This is a genomic window from Kribbella antibiotica (genome assembly GCF_004349055.1).
In the GTDB taxonomy this organism is placed as follows: Bacteria; Actinomycetota; Actinomycetes; order Propionibacteriales; family Kribbellaceae; genus Kribbella; species Kribbella antibiotica.
This window is the reverse complement of the sequence record NZ_SMKX01000005.1, coordinates 14,577-33,229: the sequence shown is the minus strand read 5'-3', so window position 1 is coordinate 33,229 and position 18,653 is coordinate 14,577. Positions and strand designations below refer to the sequence as shown.

The following is an 18,653-nucleotide window of genomic DNA, read 5'->3' as shown; positions in this document are numbered from 1 at the left end:
CCACACACCCTGGGGGGAACCATGAACTCCGAAGTACAGGCGGTCTGAGATTCGCGGGCTGCGTGCTCGTTCGCCCGTCACGGTCGGCAGGGACCATGAGTTGCTGCAGATCCGGACGGCGGTCGAGCAGGCAACCGCCCGGCAGGGGCGGGCGCTGTTCGTCACCGGCGAGGCCGGGATCGGCAAGACCCGGCTCGGCGCGGTGGCGGCCGGTGTCGCGGCTGAGCTCGACGTACCGGTCCTGCGCGGCCGGGCCGGGACGTTGGGTGCGGCCATGCCGTTGCGCCCCTTCTCCGAGGCACTGGCCGCGCACTTGCGCGACGGCCATGATCACGTGCTGGAGCAACTGGGCGGCTACCGCGAGGTGCTGACCCGGCTGGTCCCCGGTCTGTCCGAGACCGGACAGGTCCGTCGGCAGCTCTCGATCGCCGTACTGGCTGAGGCGATCCTGCGGTTCCTGGCCGAGCTCGGCCGCGACCGTGGTTGCCTGCTGGTGCTGGACGATCTGCACGCCGCCGATGCCGAGACGCTGGCGGTGGTCGACTACCTGGTCGACAACCTCGTCGGTCAGCCGGTGCTGATCCTGGGAACCCTGCGGTCCCAGACCGGACCGGCGCTGGAGCTGGCCACGGCCGCGCAGGGTCGCGGGGTGGCCGAAATCCTCGAGCTGTATCGGCTCCCGCAGGAGCAGACAGCCGAGCTGGCTGCCGGGATGCTGGATGTGCCGGCCGGCGAGATCCCGGCGGCGGTGCTCGAACAGCTGTGGTCGAGTTCGGCCGGCGTTCCGTTCGTGGTCGAGGAAGTGTTGCGCGAGTTCGCCCACAGCGGGCAGCTCGTCGCCTCGCCGGCCGGGTGGCAAGCGCTCGGTGAACTCCGCGCAGGGGTACCGGCAGCCGTCGTCCACAGTGTCGGATCGCGGACGAGTTCGCTGGGTGCGCGGAGCAGACAACTGCTGTCGGTCGCTGCAGTCCTTGGGCCACGGTTCTCCTTACGGGTTGTCGAAACTGCCACCGAGGCCGATCAACGCGAGATGGTCACCACCTTGCGCGCCGGCATCGCCGCGCAGCTGGTGACGGCCGACGTACCGGCTCCGGACTGGTATGCCTTCCGGCATCCGCTGACGGCAGAGGCGTTGCTGGCCCAGCTGACGAACATCGAACGAGCCGAGTACTCACGGCAGGCGGCGGAAGCGATCGAGTCGCTGCACCCGCAGCTCGAGGACGACTGGTGCGCCTTGGCTGCCTCGCTGCGGATGGCCTCCGGCGAGACGGACAGGGCCGCCGTACTGTTCGCTCAAGCCGGCCAGCGGGCCTACCAGGCGGGAGCCCTGCAGTCAGCGGTGCAGCTGTTCCATCAGGCGCTCGATGCCGGGATCGCGACCCCGGCGGCCCGGGCCGATCTGATCGCCGCGTTGCTGGTCGCACAGCGCGCGGCCGGCCGGTTCGAGCGGTTGGACGACGTCCAGGACGCGCTGGAGAAGTTGCGCGCGGACAGTCTGCCCGGGCCGCGGCTCGCCACGCTGTACGCGTATCTCGCGGTGAACCGGAACGATCTGTCGGCGCACGAACTGGCTCTCGCCCATCTCGCGACCGCCCGGGAACTACTGGGCGATCGTGCCGGCGATGCGGAGACGGCACCCGTCGATGTCAGTGCGGCCGCGATCGTGCTCAACCAGCCCGGGCCGGACCGGCTCCAGCGCGGGATCGCGCTGGCCCGCCGCGCGGCCGACGCCGCCGCGCGAGTGCCGTTGCCCGAGATCGCCTGTGAGGCGTGGCAGTGGCTCGGCATCCTTGCGCGCCCCTACGACCTGGACGAGGCCTATGGGTACTTCGACCAGGCCGAGCGCTTCGCCACGACCTACCAGTTGCCGACCGAGGTCATCCAGTCCCAGGTGCTCAAGGCCGGGATCACCTTCCTCGCCGACGGCCGCCGTACGGAGCTGGAGGCGGTGCAGGCCCGCGCCTTGATCGCCGGCGCGATCCCGATGGCGGTCGGCCTGTCCGGGACGATCGCACTGCAACGCGTGATGAGCGGGGACTATCAGGCCGCGGCCCAGATCCTCACCACCGAGCTCGCCACCGCGACCCGGATCAAACTCGGACACGTCGAGTCGTACCTGCAGGTCGTCCAGGCCGTCCTGGCGGCCCATCAAGGCCGCCGCGCCGAGATGGAGGCGGCGCTGATCGCCCACGAACCCACCGCGGGCAACGGGCCGTTCGGACTGTCCTACTCGCTGGGGCTGGCTCGCTCGTTCTGCAGTCTGCTGCACGAGGAGCGCGGCCGAGCCGAGGACGAACTCGCGCGGGTGGTCGCCTTCGAAGCAGACAACCCCACCACGATGCACCTGTCCGGTCCAGGTGGGATGGCCTTGCTCCTCGGAGTCCTGGCCGGTCGACTGCGCCAAGAGCATCTCAATGCGGCCACCGAGCGGCCGACCGGCACACTGCGCTGGAATCTCCAGTTCGTCCGCTTGGCCGAAGCCGTCCTGCATGGCCGGGCCGGTCAGACCGAGCGGGCCGCGGAGTCACTGGCGCAGGCGCAGGAAGCGAGTGCGCTCTTCCCGATGGCCAGGCACCTCGGCCACCGGCTCGTGGCCCCCGAAGCGATCGAGCACGGCTGGGGCGATCCGGCCCAACTCCTCGAGGCCGCCGAACGCTACTTCCACGACCACGGCGTACCCGCTCCGGCCCGCGCCTGCCGCCGCCTCCTGAAAGACCTCGGTGTCCCCGTACGGCGTCGCCGCGAGAATCATGATCGGGTTCCGGCGGACCTTCGGTCGCTCGGCGTCTCGGTGCGTGAGTTCGAAGTGCTCGATCAACTGGCCGTGTACGGCGGCAGCAACCGGGCCATCGCCGAGCGCCTGTTCATCTCACCGCGCACACTCGAGAAGCACGTGGCCAGCCTGATCACAAAGACCGCGCAGGCGGACCGCACCGCCCTCCGCCGCTATGCCGAGCGTCTCCTGTCACTCGAGCAGGACATCTAACGCAGGTACGGCGTCTGTGCGGCCAGCTCGGCCAGTTGTGCGAGCCGGTGCGCGCGGGCCGACTCCCCCGGCGTGAATGGTTCGCCGGGGCGCCCAAACGCGAACATGCCAGACCACGGCGAAGGGATCTTCAGGACCGTCCCATCACCGGGCAGCGGTCCGGCCAGCAGGACCCGGTCGGTGATCAGTTGGGCGCCTAGAAGCTCCGCTACCGCATGCGGCAGCTCGGTCGGGTCGCTGACCACGCGCGCCGCCAGGCTCAGGGCCTTGGTCTGCCCGTCCATCAACGCGAGTGCCGTAGTCGGCCACACCTGCACGTCACGTCCACCCGCATCCGCGACCGCGGTCGCCACCTCAGCTGAACGGACCTCGTCTGGTGCTGACACCACCAGCTCGTCGCGAACACCTTCCTCGACCGCGTGTACGTGCAGGCCGAGGATGTTGGCGTCCAGTGCGGCCAGCTCGTGCGTCACCCGCTCCAGCGATCCGACGCGGTCTGCCAGCGTGACCCGGATCCGCCACAGTGCATCCGTTCCGCCGGCCGCGTGTGCTCGGGGCGCATGCAACCACGTGCGGAGGAAACGCATCGCCGACGGCTCGACCACCCAGATGACGAGCACAGTCGTGGTGATCACGAGGCTCGCCACGGCAACGAGGTACGGGGGATGCAGTGCGAGCACGACCGCGTGCAGCGCGAACTCGACCGGGAACACCGCCAGGAGCTTGGCCACCGTCAGCCGCAACCGTCGTGGATGCGGTAACCGCCCGCACACCTCACAGGCCTGCCCACCGACCAGCGCCGTACGCAACGATTCCATGGATTCAGGATCGGCTGTCCACGTTGCCCAGGCATTGCCGGACTGTGAAGCTCGCTGCATCGCAGAGCCGCATCGGGGAGCCGCTGAGGGGATCCGGGGCTCCGGATCGTACCGTAGGGGCGTGAGTACCTTGGGGCGGCTGGATGCTGCGCAGCGGCGGCGCCGGCGGCTCGGGTTTCCGCTCGCGGTGGTCTACAAGTTCTTCGACGACCAAGGCAGCTACCTCGCCGTCATCATCACCTACTACGCGTTCGCCGCGATCTTTCCGCTGTTGCTGATCTCGTCGTCCGTGCTCGGATTCGTGCTCCAAGGCAACGAAGAGCTGCAGAAGGCCGTCTTGCAGTCGGCGCTCAAGGAGTTCCCGATCGTCGGCACGCAGCTGGCGACGCCTCAGGGTCTCCAAGGCAGCACGGGAGCCGTCATCGTCGGAACGATCACCGCTCTCTACGGCATCATCGGCCTCGGCCAGGCCGTGCAGAACGCGGTCAACGTCACGTGGGGTACGCCGCGCAACCGGCGCCCGAATCCCTTTCATGGACGGCTGCGATCGGGGGCGCTGCTGTCGCTGGCCGGCTTGACCGTGCTGAGCTTCGCGACCCTGACTGTCCTGGCCGGCAGCCAGGCCTCACTGGCCGGGGTGGTTGCCGACAACCTGGGCTGGCTCGTGTCGATCGGCTCGATCCTCGTTCTCACCGCGATGCTGACGCTGTGTCTGCGCCCGGCCACGAGACCGCGGCCCGCCTTCCGGACCATCATCCCCGGCGCGTTCTTCACCGCACTCGGCTGGCATCTGCTCGAACGGCTCGGCGGCGTCTACGTCAACGACGTCCTGGCCAAGGCGAGCGAGGTGAACGGCATCTTCGCGCTGACGCTCGGCCTGATCGGTCTCATCTACGCCGCCGCGGTGATCGCCGTGATCGGCGCCGAACTGAACTCGGTCCTCGTCCACAACCTCTACCCTCGCTCCCTGCTGGCCCTGTTCACCGACTCGGCCACCGACCTCACCCCCGCCGATCACCGCGCCTACGCCATGTACGCCAAAGCCCAGCGGCACAAGGCTTCTGAGACCATCGACGTCACCTTCGACAAGCCGCGCACGAAGCGCTTCCAGCGCCGCAAGTCGCGCTAGCGACCGCCGGTTGGGGGTACCCCCAGGCCGCAACTTGAGGGGTCGTCCCTCATGCCTTCGCAGCGCCGTTCCAGCAGAGTCCTGGGTAAGAGTTCCGCCCATCTTTCGAAGGACTTCTGATGAAACGACGAACCGCCGGAATCACCGCCGCGGCCTTGCTGGCCGCCGCGGTCATCGGCCAGCCCCTCCTTGCCTCGGCTGACGCAATCGCCGGGCCCAACTGCGACTTCAACGGCGACTCCCGCTCGGACCTTGCGGTGGGGGTCCCGGGCGAGAGTGTCGGCAGCCTCGACAGCGCCGGCTCGGTCAACGTGTTCTACGGCTCGGCGTCCGGCGTGGCCACCGCCGGCAACGTCCTGATCAACCAGGACAACCCCGGTATCAACGGGGTGGCCGAGCGCGGCGACGCCTTCGGTCACTCCACCACCTGCGGCGACTTCGACAACGACGGCTTCGCTGACCTCGCGGTCGGCGTACCGCACGAAAGCGTCGAGACCGCCGACGGCACCGACGTGTACGACGCCGGTGCGGTCAACATCTTCTACGGCTCCAAGATCGGGCTCACGACCGCCCGCAACCAGGTCTTCACGCAGTCCTCCCCCGGTATCCCCGACAAGGCCGAGCGCACCGACGAGTTCGGTACGGCGGTCGCCGCGGGCGACTTCAACAACGACGGCCGTGCCGACCTCGCCATCGGCGCGGCCAAGGAAGAGGTCGCCGGATCCAACCAGGCCGGGAACGTCATCGTCCTGTACGGCGGCCGCGCGGGCCTGGCGACCACGGGCAGCCAGACCTGGCACCAGAACGCGCCGGGGATCACCGGTGACGTCGAGGGCGGCGACCAGTTCGGCACCTCGCTGGCCACCGGCGACTTCAACAACGACGGCCGCTCCGACCTGGTGGTCGGCGTACCGGGCGAGTCCATCACCGACCAGGGCGCGGCCGGCACGGTGAACGTCATCTACGGCGCGGCCGCCGGGCTCACCTCGGCCGGCAACCAGGTCATCAACCAGTCGACCGACGGCGTACCGGGCAACTGGGAGAAGAACGACCTCTTCGGCCAGTCGGTGGCCGCGGGTGACTTCAACAACGACGGCCGCGACGACTTGGCGGTCGGCGTACCGGGTGAGAACGACGGCGACACCCGCGACGCCGGCGCCGTCAACGTCACCTACGGCACGGCCAACGGCCTGCAGGCCAACTGGAGCCAGATCTTCACCCGGGCCGGCCTGCTCTTCGGCGGTACGGCGTCCTCCGGCGACCAGTTCGGTACGGCGCTTGCCGCCGGCAACTTCAATGGCCAGGCCGGTGACGATCTCGCGATCGGCGCCCCCGGAACCATTGTCAAGGGCAACGTTGCGGCCGGCCGCCTGAGCGTCCTGTACGGCGGCGCGGACGGACTGTCCCCGTTGGTTGTCCAGCACCTCAGCCAGAGCGTCAACGACATGGAAGGCGCCTCCGAGCCCGGCGACTACCTCGGCTATGCCCTCGCCGCCGGTGACTTCGACGGCAACGGCCGCGCCGACCTGGCAGCCGGTGCACCTGGTGAAGCTGTCGGCAATCAGTCGAGCGGCGGCGCGGTCAACGTCCTCTACGGCACCTCCGGCTTCCTCTCCCTCACCAACGACCAGATCTGGACCCAGGACAGCGCCGGAGTGAACGGCGTCGCCCAGGCCCACGACCGGTTCGGCGGCCCGGCAATGTCGATCGGCGAGTACCGCCTCGGCTACAAGGCCGGAACCAAGGTCAAGGTGACCAACGACGTACTGGCCCACAGCCCGCTCGGACGGATCGACATGTCGGGCGTCAGCGCCGGCCCCGAATACCAGATCGCGGCCGCTCGCACCGGCACCATCAAGTACATCGTCGACACCAACTCCGAGCCGACCTCCGACAACAACTACGTCTGGCTCGAGCACGCGGACGGCGAGTGGACCAAGTACAGCCACGTCCAGACCGACTCCGTCACCAGCCGCGGCCACAAGGTCGGCGACGTCGTCACCGCCGGCACCGTCCTCGGCATCGAAGGCGACGTCGGCAAGGCCGACGGCGACCACCTCCACTTCGAGGTCTCGGTCCCCTACAACCTCGCCAGCCCGATCAACTCCGCCGGCTTCATGGCCGGCCTGAACCGCAACCCCGTCATCTGCGGCGCCCCCGGCAACGCCCTCTTCCGCGGCGAGACGTACACCGCCACCAGCTGCTGATCGCCAGCACCGCCGTACCCGGGGACAATCCTCGGGTACGGCGCTTTTTCGCGAGAGGGGAATCGCAGTGCCTGATGTGCTGAGCAGGCTCGCCGACCAGCAGTACGCCTGGGCCGACCATGACGCTTTGCTGCTGGACGATCGCTACCGAACGCGTCACCTACCCCTGCTCACCGACCGCTTCCGCGCTCCACTCGGCCCGGACCCCGGACCCGGCGAGTACTGGCCACCAGCCCGCTCGTTGGTCGTGCCCCTCCCCGACCCACGCCCCGAGCCCTTCCTGTCGGCCCTGGCCGCCTCCAGCCTCGCCAACCTGGTCTGGTGGCGCGGCCTCGATCTGCGAGCCGACCGCGTCCACGCCACCCTCGTCCACGCAAGCGACCAGCCACGCACGCTGGATGCCCCCATTGACCTGATCGTCCGCGGCCCCTGGATCGGACAGTTCAACACCGGCCGCATCTACCTCCCGGTCGAGCCGGCCGACGAAGCAGCAGCCCTCGTCGTACAGCAGCCCCTGCTAGCCGGCTACCTCCAACTAACCGCCGACGTCACCGGCATTGCCTACACCGAACTCCGCGACCTGATCGCCACCTACCAGCCGCTCCGCCTTCCTGTCCGAGTGACCCACCTCCGGGTCCTGGAGACGATGGACGACCTCGCGCTAAGGTCCCGAATCCTGCACTGAGGCGTTGGCCGGCGTTGGGGTTGCCGCTAGCTACGCCGTACGGCGGTGATGGCGAAGCGTTCGGTGCGTTGGTTGTGACCGCCGGCCGAGGCTACGACGATCAGCGCGGGATCGGTCGCACCGCGGAAGGTGACCCGGCCGGTCCACGGGCTGCGCTCACCGCCTGCGGGGACACAGCACAGTGTCCCGAGCGGTTTGGCCGTGGACGCCTGGCGGACCTCGATCCGGATCGCCTCATCGACGCCCGTGATGCGGCCGCCGGCGGTCAACGGCGAGCCGGCGGTGGCGCCGTACCGGGGTGTGGTCAGGGAAAGGTCGGAGTCACGGGTGCCGACGACCTCCCAGGGGGCGTCGCCGCCCTGGCCGATCCGGACCAGGTGAAGGACGGCGGCGGTGAACTTGCGGCCGGTCTCGATCTGATAGCCGACGCCGACATACGCCTCGTCGCCGCGGATGCTGCGCGAGGTGATCAGCTTGAGGTCCTTGAACCCGAGGAAACCTTGGGTGAACGACAGCGCCGTCTCGCCCGCATCCAGGTGCCACGGCTGGTGCCCGCCGCTCCGATACGACCGCTGCCACTCCCCCGCCCGCGCCTCGGAGGTGAACGGCCAGGCCGCCTGATACCGGAACACCCGTCGCCCGGGCGCTGAGGAGCTAGGCGGCACGGTCGGCGGAGCAGTCGGTGCCGGCGGCGTGACCGACGTACCGGGTGGGGTGGAGGTGGTCGGCGGCTGAGTGTTGGTGACAGTCGGGGCAGGCGTCGACTGACTGACCGGCCCACTCGGTGTCGGCACCGCGTCAGGCTTCTCCCCGGAGCAACCGGCCAACAGCACGACCGCGGCTCCAGCAGCCGCGATCATCCGGCGAGATTTCAGTCCTGCTGCCATGGCCGTCCTCCTCGATCAGAAGCGCTGTCTCCATAGTGGCCGATCAACGGTCCCAACGCGCGATCGAACCGTAGTCGCCGAAGACCGGGATCGGCTCCCAGTTCGAGTCGACCGGAACGTCGGCGTACTCGACAGTCTCCTGCGTACGCTCGACTTTGTCCTTCACGACGCGCTTCACCAAACCGTCCTCCTGATAGAGGACGGTCTCGTGCGTCGATGCGGCAGACAGCCGCAGCCCAGGCTCGTCGGTCGGGTAGGTCCAGGTGTGGACCCGGGTCAGGAACAGGCGATCGTCGGTCCGCTTCTGAAAGGTGTACTCAGTCGCCTTGCGGCCAGGCTCGTCGAGAAACGTCACCACCAGTACGCCGGTAGCCCAGACCGGCGTGACCAGAACTGGGCTCGTACTACCGAGCCTGGCGGGCAGGATCGCGGTGAACTCCGTACCCGCCAGGTCTCGGTCGCGTGCTTCGTCAACGGTCAGCGGCACTCCGGGGCGACCGTCGGCGTAGTTCCACTTGAAGCAGTACTCGATCACCTAGCCAGTCTGCCTCAGGTGCCGTCGATCAACCGGACCGCCAGGTCAGGGTTGAACTGGCCGGCCGGAGTCCCCGGCGCGGTTCCGCAGGGGCCGTCGGAGACTCCGGGGGTCTTGATCCAGAGCAGCATCTCCGCGCCGCCACCTGTCTGGGCGACGACTCCGAGTTTGCGGGTGGGCGGGTTGCACCAGCCGTCGCCGTGACCTTTGCCGTTGCGGCTGGTGTCGATGACGAACGGTTTCGCCGTACTGAGGTAGCTGTTCAGGGAGTTTGCGTAGGTGATGGATTCGCTGGTCCAGTAGAAGTTCGAGACGTTGACGGCGAAGCCGCGGATGTTGTTGATACCGGCTTGGCCGAGGCGGTAGGCGATCGTCGAGGCGGCGGTCCAGCCCGGGTTGCCCGCGTCGAGGTAGGCGTAGGTGTTCGGGGCCTTCTGCTGCAACATCTGGGTGGCGTAGAGCAGCATCCCGAGGCGAGCGTCCTTCTGCGCCTGCGTCATACAGTCCATGCCGTTGAGCGCATCGGGCTCGATGATCACCACCGCGGGTTTGGAGCCGATCCCCGCGGCGAAGCTGGAGATCCAGGTCTTGTACGCCGCCACGCTGCCGGCCCCACCTCCGGAGTGGCCGGCGCAGATATCGCGATCGGGGATGTTGTAGGCGACCAGGACCGGGAGTTTGTCCTGACCGTCAGCAGCACCCGTGTAGTTCGCAACGGTCGTGCCGATGGCGCTGTCGTTGCCGAACCAGCGCGCGATCGGCTTGGACCCGATCGAGCTCTGGATCCGCGCGGCCCGGGCATCACCCGCGTTGTTGCGGGCCCAGGCGGCGGGCAATGAGTCGGGGTTGACGTAGAAACCACTGGTCAGGCTGATGGGGCTCGCGGCAGCGGCAGGTGTCGCGGGCAGTACGAAGGCCGCGGCGAGGATGGCAGCTGTCAGCGTCTTGAGTACGAACATTCCGGCGCCCTCTCTGAGTGAAGGTCGTCCGGCACCAACCGTGGCGTTGGCCGGAATGCTGGACCAGCCGCGTGGGTGCTGTCAATGCGTCGGAGCTCTTCCCTCAACCCGGGTAAGCGGTTACCTTCCTTGGAAGCGCTTCCAAGCTCTCCGCCTCTATCCAGAACGGTTTCCTGCATTCGGCCGCAGTAATTCCTGGAAGCGTTCCCAGTACCTGGCACCGACCGTTGGCGCGACCTGGTGCAGTGCTGCCGAATGCGGAAACCCTGAGCTCAGTAGGGACCGAAGACCCACTGCGACGGCGCGGACTGATCGTCACCGCGCCAGAAGTCGGCCCAGAGGTCGCGGAACTCACCGCGGGACAGGTGGCCGTCGCCGTTCAGGTCGAGCTGCGGGAAGACCTCTTCGATGCCGTCGTCGGAACCCTTCCAGGCGTAGACGACCTGCTTGTGTTCGGTGAGGGCGATCCGGTCGTCACCGTTCTGGTCGATGGCGTCGAACATGGCGTCGGCGGTCGCGTAGATCGCGTCGTCCATGGCGGGCAGCTGGTCGACGACCGTCATCAACTCGTCGAGCGAGACCTTGTCGCTGTTCTCGGCACCGGACAGTGTCGAGATGGCCGACCACCAGCCCATCATGATCGAGCTCATCCGGTCGTAGTCGGCCGTCCCCGGCTCCCAGTCGCGTAGCCCGACCCAACGCTCGGTCAGCGCCTGGAAGTCGGCCTCCTCGAGGTACCCATTGCCATCGGCATCCATCGCGGCGAAGACGCCGGCCACCTTACGGCGCTGGAAGTCAGTAGCCATTCGTTGCCTCCCACATCGTTGAGTAGTACGGGCGCTCCTACCCGGCGCAACGCTGAGTAACCGGCACCGTCGTCGCTACCCCGAGTGAATGCCTGTACAAGCGGCAAGCCGGGCGGCATGCTGTACGCGCCACTTGACCGCCCCCGAGGAGGCCACGCGAGCATGTCGGGAAGCGCACAGCCAGGGCCGGACGGCATCATCGGGCTGACCGAGTTCGGCGGTCGGTTGCGGGAGTTGCGGGTGTGGTCCGGGGTGTCTTACCGCGAGCTGCATCGGCGGATTGTCCGCAGCCGTACGGCGCGTGGGGTCGCTGAGGTTCCGGCGTACGACACGGTCTACCGATGTTTGCAGCCGGGGCGGAGCCGGCTGGATGTGGAGTTGGTGGTCGACGTCGTTCGGGCGTTGACCGGGGATGCGGATGTGCTGGCCTGGCGGCAGGCCTATCAATTGGTGTGCGGGGCTGCTTCGGATGCGGCCGTGGTCAACGTGACTGACCGGCTGCCGGATGATCTGGAGGCCTTCACCGGCCGAGCCGACGCGTTGGCGCGGTTGCGGCCGTGGGTGAACGGCCGGTCGGAGCCGGTAGTGATCGCCGTGGATGGGATGGCGGGGGTCGGCAAGACGCGGTTGATCGTGCATCTGGCGCATCTGATGGACGGTGTCGACCAGGTGCTCGCGGTGAACCTGCGCGGATTCGATCCGCGCCAGCCGGCCGAGCCAGGCGCCGTATTGGAGGCCTTTCTGCGTGTCCTCGGCGTCCGCGGCGCCCCACCCAGTGCCCGTACGGCGAGACTCAGCGAAGCGTTGACCGGCAAGCGAAGCGTGATCCTGCTCGACAATGCCGCGTCTGCCGACCAGGTCGTACCGCTCCTGCCCGCGGTCCCGGGCAGCGTGGTTCTCGTGACAAGCCGCCGAAAGTTGGAGTTGCCCGATGCCGTGCGGTTGCAGCTCGGCGCGTTCACACCTGCGGAGTCCGATGAACTCCTCCGGAAGTCGATCGGGTCAGCGCGAGTCAGCGCCGACCCCGCGACGGCGGAGCGCATCGCCGTACAGGTTGGTCAGTTGCCGCTCGCGCTTGCGCTAGTCGCCGGCCGGATCGGGGCCACGCCGACCTGGAGTCTGTCGGACCACTTGGAGCGGCTCGTCGAACGCGGCCGAACTCTCTCGCTGGACGACGCCGTCGAGATCGCACTCGCGCAGTCGGACAGCAGCCTTCCGGCGGCTCACCGCACCCTGCTTCGGATGCTTGCGCTGCATCCCGGGGCTGACTTCGACACCGCCGCCGCGGCAGTGCTCGCCGATGCGAGTGCGGCCGAGACGTCTGAACTGCTTGGCGATCTGCTAGCCGGAAGCCTGCTGCAACAGCGCTCCCCCGGCCGGTTCGAGATGCACGACCTGGTCCGCGTGTACGCCGCCAAGCGCGGCAGCGACGAGGATCCGGCGAGCGCTCGGCGGGCCGCGTTCACCCGGTTGGCCGACCACTATCGGGCGATGGCTGCACTCGCGATGTCGGTCTACGCGCCGTACGAGGCTGACTGGCGCCCGCCGGAAACCTCAGCGGCCAAGGCTCCGACCGATCGCGACGCCGCCCTTGCCTGGCTGGAGACCGAGCGCGTCAACCTCGTCGCCTGCGGGCTCAGCGCCGCCGAGCAGGGCCTGGCCAGTCACGCGGCCGATCTCTCGTCCATCCTCTACCGCTACCTCGACGACGCCGGTCACTACGCCGACGGTGAGGTCCTGCATGCAGCCGCCGCCCAGGTATCACCAAGAGCGGCACGCGGGCGAGCGCTGAGCAGCCTTGGCGTCGTCTATTGGCGGCTCGGCCGGTTCGGCGAGGCGCGCGAGGTGTATGCCGAGGCGCTATCGATCGCTTCGGCCGGCGGCGATCACCGCGAGCACATCCGCGCGCTGATCAACCTCGGCCTGGTGCTCGAACGCGTCGGCGCCTACAGCGAGGCCTACTCGAACTACCAGCAGTCGCTCGAGATCGCCTCCTCCATCGATTCACACCTGGCGACCGCGCAGGCTCTGCACAACGTCGTCCATCTCGCCGAGCGACTCGGCCGGTACGACGAAGCGTACGAACGCGTCCAGGAATGCCTGGCGATGTTGCGCGAGACCGGTGACCGGGTGACCGAGGGCCGCGCGCTGAACAGCCGGGCCGGCGTCAACCTGAGCCTCGGCCGTCACGACCAGGCTCGCGCCGATGCCGAGGCCGCGATCACCATTGCCCGCGAGACCGCGAACCGCACCGGCGAGGCCTATGCCCTCGTCACGCTCGGCCGCGCCTTCTGCGCACTCGGCGCCCTCGAACCGGCCCGGGCCCGCCTGGAGCTTGCCCTCACGATCGCCGTCGAGGTCGACAACCGCGATGCCGAGGCCCTCGCCCTCAACGAGTCCGGCACAGTCGCCTGTACGGCGGGATCGCCCGCCATCGCCCTCGACCGGCACCGAGCCGCGTTGGCGATCTCGACCGAAGTCGGCGACCCGTACGAGCAGGCCCGCAGCCACCAAGGGTGCGCCCGCGCTCTAGTCCTGCTCGGCGACCCCGGGACCGCCCAGACCGAGCTCCGCCGCGCCCTGACCATCTTCGATCGCCTGAAGACTCCCGAAGCCAACGCCGTGGCAAGCCAGCTGGCAGCCCTGTCGGCATAGCTGATCGGCCGTGATCGGGCTGACCGGATTTGACCGGAAAGGGGGACACTTCACTCCGGTCACCATGAGCATGGGGCGCGTTGTCCTTATCAGGACAAACGCCGCCCAGTGACAAGGAGTTCTGCTATGCGTATCCCCCTGAGGGCCCTCGGTGTCACCGTGGCCTCGGCCGCTCTGCTGACCGTCGGCCTGACGCCGGCCATGGCCGCCGACGGCCACGTCTACTCCCGCGTCCTGACCTACCCGTCCGGCGGCACGTCGGGCGGCGAGTCCGACGCCGACCTGAACTTCACCGGCGCGCGCTCGGTGACCTACAACAACTGGACCATCAACGACACCTGCCCCGGTGACGGCTACCGCGTGATCGGCCGCGCCCGCGCGCTGCTCACCAACGGCGCGTACGCCTACGGCACCTGGCACGAGGACGAGGGCACCTGTGAAAGCGCCGACTGGGGCCCGTACAGCAACCTCGAGCTGAACACCAGCACCAACATCGTCAAGGCCGGCGTCGAGATCTGCGTCGACCTCGGCAGCAGCAACAAGTGCTCGACGAGCTACCGCGACAACCCGCACACCTGAGTCACCCCGAATCGGCCGGGTCCCGTAGGTCGGGGTCCGGCCTTTTCGTTTGGCCGTTCATGTGGTGAGCATATGAAAAACCGGATACGGGCCGGCAACCGCTGACGCTCTTGACTTGGCGGTATGAACTTCAGCGAACCAGGACTCGGGATCACGGTCTACAGCTGTGAACCCGACGAGGCCGTCTTGTTCCGGGAGCTGGCCGCTCGCTTCAGCGTGGTGCTGACCACCACCCCGGCGGCAGTCTCCGAGGCCACGATCGATTTGGTGTCCGGCAACCGATGTATCAGTGTCGGACACAAGGCCCGGATCACGAACGCCACTCTGCTGGCGCTGCGCCAGGCCGGGGTCACCTACATCTCGACCCGCAGCATCGGCTACAACCATCTCGATCTCGAGTACGCCGACACGCTCGGCATCGCCGTCGAGAACGTTGCCTACTCCCCCGACAGTGTCGCCGACTACACCGTGATGCTGATGCTGATGGTGCTCCGCAATGCGAAGTCGACCGTCCGGCAGACAGATCTGTACGACTACCGGCTGACCGCGTCCCGGGGCCGTGAACTGCGCGACCTCGTCGTCGGGGTGATCGGCACCGGCCGGATCGGCGCGGCGGTCCTGGACCGGCTCCGCGGGTTCGGCTGCCAGGTCGTTGCCTATGACAACTGCCCGCGAACCTCGGCCGACTACGTGCCGCTCTCCGAACTGCTGCGGGTGAGCGACGTCGTCACCCTGCATACTCCGCTGACCGCGGAGACGCACCATCTCCTCGATCGCTCGCGGATCGAACAACTCCGGTACGGCGCAGTCGTCGTCAACACGGGCCGAGGCGCGCTACTCGATACTGCGGCGCTCGTCCCCGCGCTCGAGAGCGGCCAACTCGGTGGCGCGGCGCTCGACGTGCTGGAAGGCGAAGAAGGCATCTTCTACGCCGACCACCGCGACCAGCCGATCGAGAGTCATCTGCTGCTGCGGTTGCAGAAGCTGCCGAACGTCATCGTCAGCCCGCACACCGCCTACTACACCGACCACGCCCTCAGCGACACGGTCGAGAACTCCATCATCAATTGCCTCGAGGTCGAGAGCAGGAAGCGGGAATGGATATGAGGTTGGGCATCATCTTCGGCGGCATCGGCGAAGAGCATCACGTCTCGGTGAAATCCGCGCAGGAGGTCGCGAAACACCTCGACCCCGCCAAGTACGAGGTGGACTGGATCGGCATCACCGAGGCCGGTGCGTGGCAACTCTGCGACGGCCCGTACTTCGGTGCGGGGCGCCCGATGACCTTGTCGCAGTTGCAGCTGGACGTCGTGCTGCCGGTACTGCACGGCAAGTACGGTGAGGACGGCGCGATCCAGGGGCTGCTGGAGCTCTCGGGCATCCCGTACGTCGGCTGCGGCATCCAGAGTTCCGTGATCTGCATGGACAAATCACTCGCCTACCTCGTGGCTCGCGATGCGGGGATCGCCGTACCGAACTTCTGGACCGAGGACACGCTTCCCTCCGAACTGACCTACCCGGTCTTCGTGAAGCCGGCCCGCTCGGGATCGTCGTTCGGCGTCAGCAAGGTCAACGGACCGGACGAACTGCCCGCAGCGCTGGCCACCGCTCGCCAGTACGACGACAAGGTGCTGATCGAAGAAGGTGTCGCGGGCAGTGAGATCGGCTGCGCGATGCTGGGCAACGACGGCGAGCTTGTCACCGGCGAACTCGACCACATCTCGCTCACCCACGGCTTCTTCCGCATCCATCAGGAGGACTCGCCCGAGGACGGTTCCGAGAACTCGACACCGATCGTTCCGGCGCAGATCTCGTCGGATGCTCGCAAGCTGGTCCAGGAGACGGCGATGGCGATCTATCGCGCGCTCGGTTGCCGCGGGCTGGCGCGCGTGGACATGTTCCTGACCAATGACGGAACGGTGGTGCTCAACGAGGTCAACACGATGCCGGGACTGACGTCGTACAGTCGCTATCCGCGGATGATGGCGGCGGCTGGGCTGTCGCTGGGCGACGTGGTCGACAAGGCGGTCGCGCTGGCGCTGGAGGGACGATGAGAGCCGACTTCGTCTTCCTCGACGAGTTCGTTTCCGGCATCCGCTGGGACGCCAAATACGCGACCTGGGACAACTTCACCGGCCGCCCGGTCGACGGCTACTTCGCCAACCGGATCGTGGGCACCAAAGCGTTGGCCACTGCGCTGGCCGACGGCCGGGAAGCAGCGGCCGCGCTCGGATTCGGGCTCCTGATCTGGGATGCCTACCGGCCGCAGAGTGCCGTGAATCGCTTCCTGCGCTGGGCAAACGAGCCGGAGGACAACCGCACCAAGTCGCGGCACTACCCGAATATCGCCCGCGCCGAGATGTTCGACCAGGGCTACGTCTCCGCTCGGTCCGGGCACAGCCGCGGCAGCACGGTCGACCTCACGCTCTACCACCTCGACACCGGCGAGCTGACCTCGATGGGCGGCGATCATGACCTGATGGATTCGATCTCCCACCACGGTGCCGACGGCATCACCGCGACCGAGGCGCGCAACCGCCGGCACCTGGGCAACATCATGGCCACCGCAGGTTTCCAGCACTACGACTACGAATGGTGGCACTACACCTTGCGGAACGAGCCCTACCCCGACAGCTACTTCGACTTCCCGATCGCATGAGCACCCAGCTCGCCGCGAGGAAGCTCGACGGTGACGCGGAGGCCGCCGTCGGGGCGGGCCATCAGGCTCAGGGTTCCGTTGTGGACCTGAGTGATCCGCTTGACGATGGCCAGGCCGAGGCCGACGCCACCGTGATCGCTGCGGAGGCGTTCGGCGCCGCGCTGGAAAGGTTCGGTGAGGGTCGAGAGCAGCTCGGGGGTGACGGGCTCGCCGGTGTTCTCGACCGTCAGGACAACGGCCTCGGCCCACTCGGCAGCCTCGACCTGCACGATGCCGCCAGTACGCAGGTTGTGCACGATCGCGTTGTGCAGAAGGTTTGTTGTCAGCTGCAGCAGGAGCGCGCGGGAGCCAACGGTGAAGGCAACATCGCCTGAGGTTTCGAGCAGCACGTCGTGTTCCTCGGCCAGGGGCAGCAGCGTCTCGGCCGCTTCCTCGGCCACCAGGGACAGGTCCACGGCTTCGCGGGTGAAGGAGCCCTGGTCGGTGCGGCTGAGCAGGAGCAGCGCTTCGGTCAAGTCGATCGCGCGGGCGTTGACGGCATGCAGGCGGTCGACCAGATCGCCGGTCGAACTGTTCGGGTCCTTGCGCGCCACGTCGAGCATCGTCTGCGTGATCGCCAGCGGCGTGCGCAGTTCGTGGGATGCGTTCGCGGCGAACCGCCGCTGCTCGGCGACATGCGCTTCGAGCTGCGCGAGCATCGCGTCGAAGCTGTCGGCCAGCTCGCGGAACTCGTCGTTGCGCCCCGGCAACTGGATGCGATGCGACAGCGACCCAGTCGCGGCCAGCCGGGTTGCGTTCGTGAGCAGCGACAGCGGCGCGAGCATCCGCCCAGCCAGGATCCAGCCGCCGACCAGCCCGAAGATCAGCAAGAGCGCCAGCATCACGCCGCTGGCCGGCAGGAATTTGCGCAGGATGCCCTCGTAGTAGGAATACCGCACGGTGATCACCACACCGTCCGGCGGGATGAGCCGGAACGCGACCATCACGGCCGCGATCAACAGAACGCCGGCAACCATCACGAGACCGGCATAGCTGAGCGTGAGCTTCAGCCTGACACTCAGCCCAGGCTGCCTATTCATCCTCGGTGCCGATCCGATAGCCGACACCGGGCACGGTCGCGATCAACCACGGTTCGCCGAGCCGCTTGCGCAGCGTCGACACCGTGATCCGGACCGCGTTGGTGAACGGATCGGCATTCTGATCCCACGCCCGGGCCAGCAACTCCTCCGCGCTGATCACGCCGCCCCCGGCCGCGACCAACACTTCCAGTACGGCGAATTGCTTCCGCGTCAGGGCGACGTACCGGCCGTCGCGGTAGACCTCGCGGCGGAACGGGTCGAGCTTGAGCCCCGCGACCTCCCAGATCGGCGGGCGCTTGTGCTCCCGCCGCCGATCGAGCGCCCGGAGCCGGAGGACGAGCTCCTGCAGGGCGAACGGCTTGGTCAGATAGTCATCGGCGCCGAGCTCGAACCCCGACGCCTTGTCATCCAGCCGATCGGCCGCAGTCAGCATCAAGATAGGCATTCCGCTGCCTGAGGCAACAATGCTGGCGGCGACGTCGTCACCGGACGGGCCGGGGATATCCCGATCAAGTACGGCGATGTCGTACTGGTGCAGGCTCAGCAACTCCAGCGCGGTGTTACCGTCACCAGCGATGTCCGCGGCGATCGCCTCCAGCCGGAGCCCGTCGCGAATCGCCTCCGCCAACTCCGGTTCGTCCTCCACGATCAGCACCCGCATGCCCCGAT

16 protein-coding genes are annotated in these 18,653 nt (G+C 67.9%); 9 read left to right on the top strand and 7 right to left on the bottom strand.

Annotation, left to right across the window (positions count from 1 at the left end):
• Nucleotides 1-49: 49 nt before the first annotated feature.
• Complete coding sequence (locus E1263_RS02770; protein ID WP_337590268.1) at nt 50-2,986, top strand: helix-turn-helix transcriptional regulator; 2,937 nt, start codon at nt 50-52, stop codon at nt 2,984-2,986.
• Here E1263_RS02770 and E1263_RS02765 read toward each other — a convergent pair.
• The gene (locus E1263_RS02765; protein WP_132164980.1) at nt 2,983-3,804 is read right to left on the bottom strand and encodes an ACT domain-containing protein; all 822 of its coding nucleotides are present in this window, start codon (nt 3,802-3,804) and stop codon (nt 2,983-2,985) included. The genes E1263_RS02770 and E1263_RS02765 overlap by 4 nt on opposite strands.
• 121 nt (nt 3,805-3,925) lie before the next feature.
• Between E1263_RS02765 and E1263_RS02760 the strand changes: the two genes are divergently transcribed.
• The 3 genes from E1263_RS02760 (at nt 3,926) to E1263_RS02750 (ending at nt 7,825) form a co-directional block, all read left to right on the top strand.
• Nucleotides 3,926-4,933: a YihY/virulence factor BrkB family protein gene (locus tag E1263_RS02760; RefSeq protein WP_132164978.1), complete on the top strand. Its 1,008-nt coding sequence runs from the start codon at nt 3,926-3,928 to the stop codon at nt 4,931-4,933.
• A gap of 119 nt (nt 4,934-5,052) precedes the next feature.
• A complete protein-coding gene (locus E1263_RS02755; protein WP_132164976.1) occupies nt 5,053-7,140 on the top strand; it encodes a peptidoglycan DD-metalloendopeptidase family protein in 2,088 nt (695 codons plus the stop codon).
• A gap of 67 nt (nt 7,141-7,207) precedes the next feature.
• Nucleotides 7,208-7,825 (top strand): hypothetical protein, encoded by a 618-nt coding sequence (locus E1263_RS02750; RefSeq protein ID WP_132164974.1) that lies wholly within the window; start codon nt 7,208-7,210, stop codon nt 7,823-7,825.
• Between the two features lie 26 nt (nt 7,826-7,851).
• Here the strand turns inward: E1263_RS02750 and E1263_RS02745 are convergent, their stop codons facing one another.
• The 4 genes from E1263_RS02745 to E1263_RS02730 form a co-directional block, all read right to left on the bottom strand.
• Nucleotides 7,852-8,712 (bottom strand): hypothetical protein, encoded by an 861-nt coding sequence (locus E1263_RS02745; RefSeq protein WP_132164972.1) that lies wholly within the window; start codon nt 8,710-8,712, stop codon nt 7,852-7,854.
• A 43-nt stretch (nt 8,713-8,755) separates the two neighbouring features.
• A complete protein-coding gene (locus tag E1263_RS02740; RefSeq protein WP_132164970.1) occupies nt 8,756-9,247 on the bottom strand; it encodes a hypothetical protein in 492 nt (163 codons plus the stop codon).
• A gap of 14 nt (nt 9,248-9,261) precedes the next feature.
• Nucleotides 9,262-10,206 (bottom strand): glycoside hydrolase family 6 protein, encoded by a 945-nt coding sequence (locus E1263_RS02735; protein WP_132164968.1) that lies wholly within the window; start codon nt 10,204-10,206, stop codon nt 9,262-9,264.
• Between the two features lie 272 nt (nt 10,207-10,478).
• On the bottom strand, nt 10,479-11,012 hold the full coding sequence (locus E1263_RS02730) for an EF-hand domain-containing protein (protein ID WP_132164966.1): 534 nt from the start codon (nt 11,010-11,012) through the stop codon (nt 10,479-10,481).
• A gap of 162 nt (nt 11,013-11,174) precedes the next feature.
• Between E1263_RS02730 and E1263_RS02725 the strand changes: the two genes are divergently transcribed.
• The 5 genes from E1263_RS02725 to vanX all read left to right on the top strand — a co-directional run bounded on the left by E1263_RS02725 (nt 11,175) and on the right by vanX (nt 16,905).
• Nucleotides 11,175-13,667 (top strand): ATP-binding protein, encoded by a 2,493-nt coding sequence (locus E1263_RS02725; RefSeq protein ID WP_165956438.1) that lies wholly within the window; start codon nt 11,175-11,177, stop codon nt 13,665-13,667.
• A gap of 126 nt (nt 13,668-13,793) precedes the next feature.
• Nucleotides 13,794-14,246, top strand: coding sequence for a hypothetical protein (locus tag E1263_RS02720; RefSeq protein WP_132164962.1), 453 nt, complete (start codon nt 13,794-13,796; stop codon nt 14,244-14,246).
• 123 nt (nt 14,247-14,369) lie between these two features.
• Nucleotides 14,370-15,353: a D-isomer specific 2-hydroxyacid dehydrogenase family protein gene (locus E1263_RS02715; RefSeq protein ID WP_132164960.1), complete on the top strand. Its 984-nt coding sequence runs from the start codon at nt 14,370-14,372 to the stop codon at nt 15,351-15,353.
• Nucleotides 15,344-16,300: a D-alanine--D-alanine ligase family protein gene (locus E1263_RS02710; RefSeq protein ID WP_202868692.1), complete on the top strand. Its 957-nt coding sequence runs from the start codon at nt 15,344-15,346 to the stop codon at nt 16,298-16,300. The genes E1263_RS02715 and E1263_RS02710 overlap by 10 nt, the downstream gene beginning before the upstream one ends.
• Complete coding sequence (gene vanX, locus E1263_RS02705; RefSeq protein WP_132164958.1) at nt 16,297-16,905, top strand: D-Ala-D-Ala dipeptidase VanX; 609 nt, start codon at nt 16,297-16,299, stop codon at nt 16,903-16,905. The genes E1263_RS02710 and vanX overlap by 4 nt, the downstream gene beginning before the upstream one ends.
• Here vanX and E1263_RS02700 read toward each other — a convergent pair.
• Complete coding sequence (locus E1263_RS02700; RefSeq protein WP_132164956.1) at nt 16,881-17,984, bottom strand: sensor histidine kinase; 1,104 nt, start codon at nt 17,982-17,984, stop codon at nt 16,881-16,883. The genes vanX and E1263_RS02700 overlap by 25 nt on opposite strands.
• Nucleotides 17,977-18,645, bottom strand: a complete 669-nt coding sequence (locus E1263_RS02695) for a response regulator transcription factor (RefSeq protein WP_132164954.1) — start codon at nt 18,643-18,645, stop codon at nt 17,977-17,979. Before E1263_RS02695 ends, E1263_RS02700 begins: the two co-directional genes overlap by 8 nt.
• Nucleotides 18,646-18,653: the final 8 nt, after the last annotated feature.

Bases quoted from the DNA above. Each gene is read 5' to 3' on its own strand.
- E1263_RS02765 (WP_132164980.1), bottom strand. From the start codon at position 3,804: ATGGAATCGTTGCGTACGGCGCTGGTCGGTGGGCAGGCCTGTGAGGTG.
- E1263_RS02755 (WP_132164976.1), top strand. From the start codon at position 5,053: ATGAAACGACGAACCGCCGGAATCACCGCCGCGGCCTTGCTGGCCGCC.
- E1263_RS02745 (WP_132164972.1), bottom strand. From the start codon at position 8,712: ATGGCAGCAGGACTGAAATCTCGCCGGATGATCGCGGCTGCTGGAGCC.
- E1263_RS02735 (WP_132164968.1), bottom strand. From the start codon at position 10,206: ATGTTCGTACTCAAGACGCTGACAGCTGCCATCCTCGCCGCGGCCTTC.
- E1263_RS02730 (WP_132164966.1), bottom strand. From the start codon at position 11,012: ATGGCTACTGACTTCCAGCGCCGTAAGGTGGCCGGCGTCTTCGCCGCG.
- E1263_RS02725 (WP_165956438.1), top strand. From the start codon at position 11,175: ATGTCGGGAAGCGCACAGCCAGGGCCGGACGGCATCATCGGGCTGACC.
- E1263_RS02720 (WP_132164962.1), top strand. From the start codon at position 13,794: ATGCGTATCCCCCTGAGGGCCCTCGGTGTCACCGTGGCCTCGGCCGCT.
- E1263_RS02715 (WP_132164960.1), top strand. From the start codon at position 14,370: ATGAACTTCAGCGAACCAGGACTCGGGATCACGGTCTACAGCTGTGAA.
- E1263_RS02710 (WP_202868692.1), top strand. From the start codon at position 15,344: ATGGATATGAGGTTGGGCATCATCTTCGGCGGCATCGGCGAAGAGCAT.
- vanX (WP_132164958.1), top strand. From the start codon at position 16,297: ATGAGAGCCGACTTCGTCTTCCTCGACGAGTTCGTTTCCGGCATCCGC.
- E1263_RS02700 (WP_132164956.1), bottom strand. From the start codon at position 17,984: ATGAATAGGCAGCCTGGGCTGAGTGTCAGGCTGAAGCTCACGCTCAGC.
- E1263_RS02695 (WP_132164954.1), bottom strand. From the start codon at position 18,645: ATGCGGGTGCTGATCGTGGAGGACGAACCGGAGTTGGCGGAGGCGATT.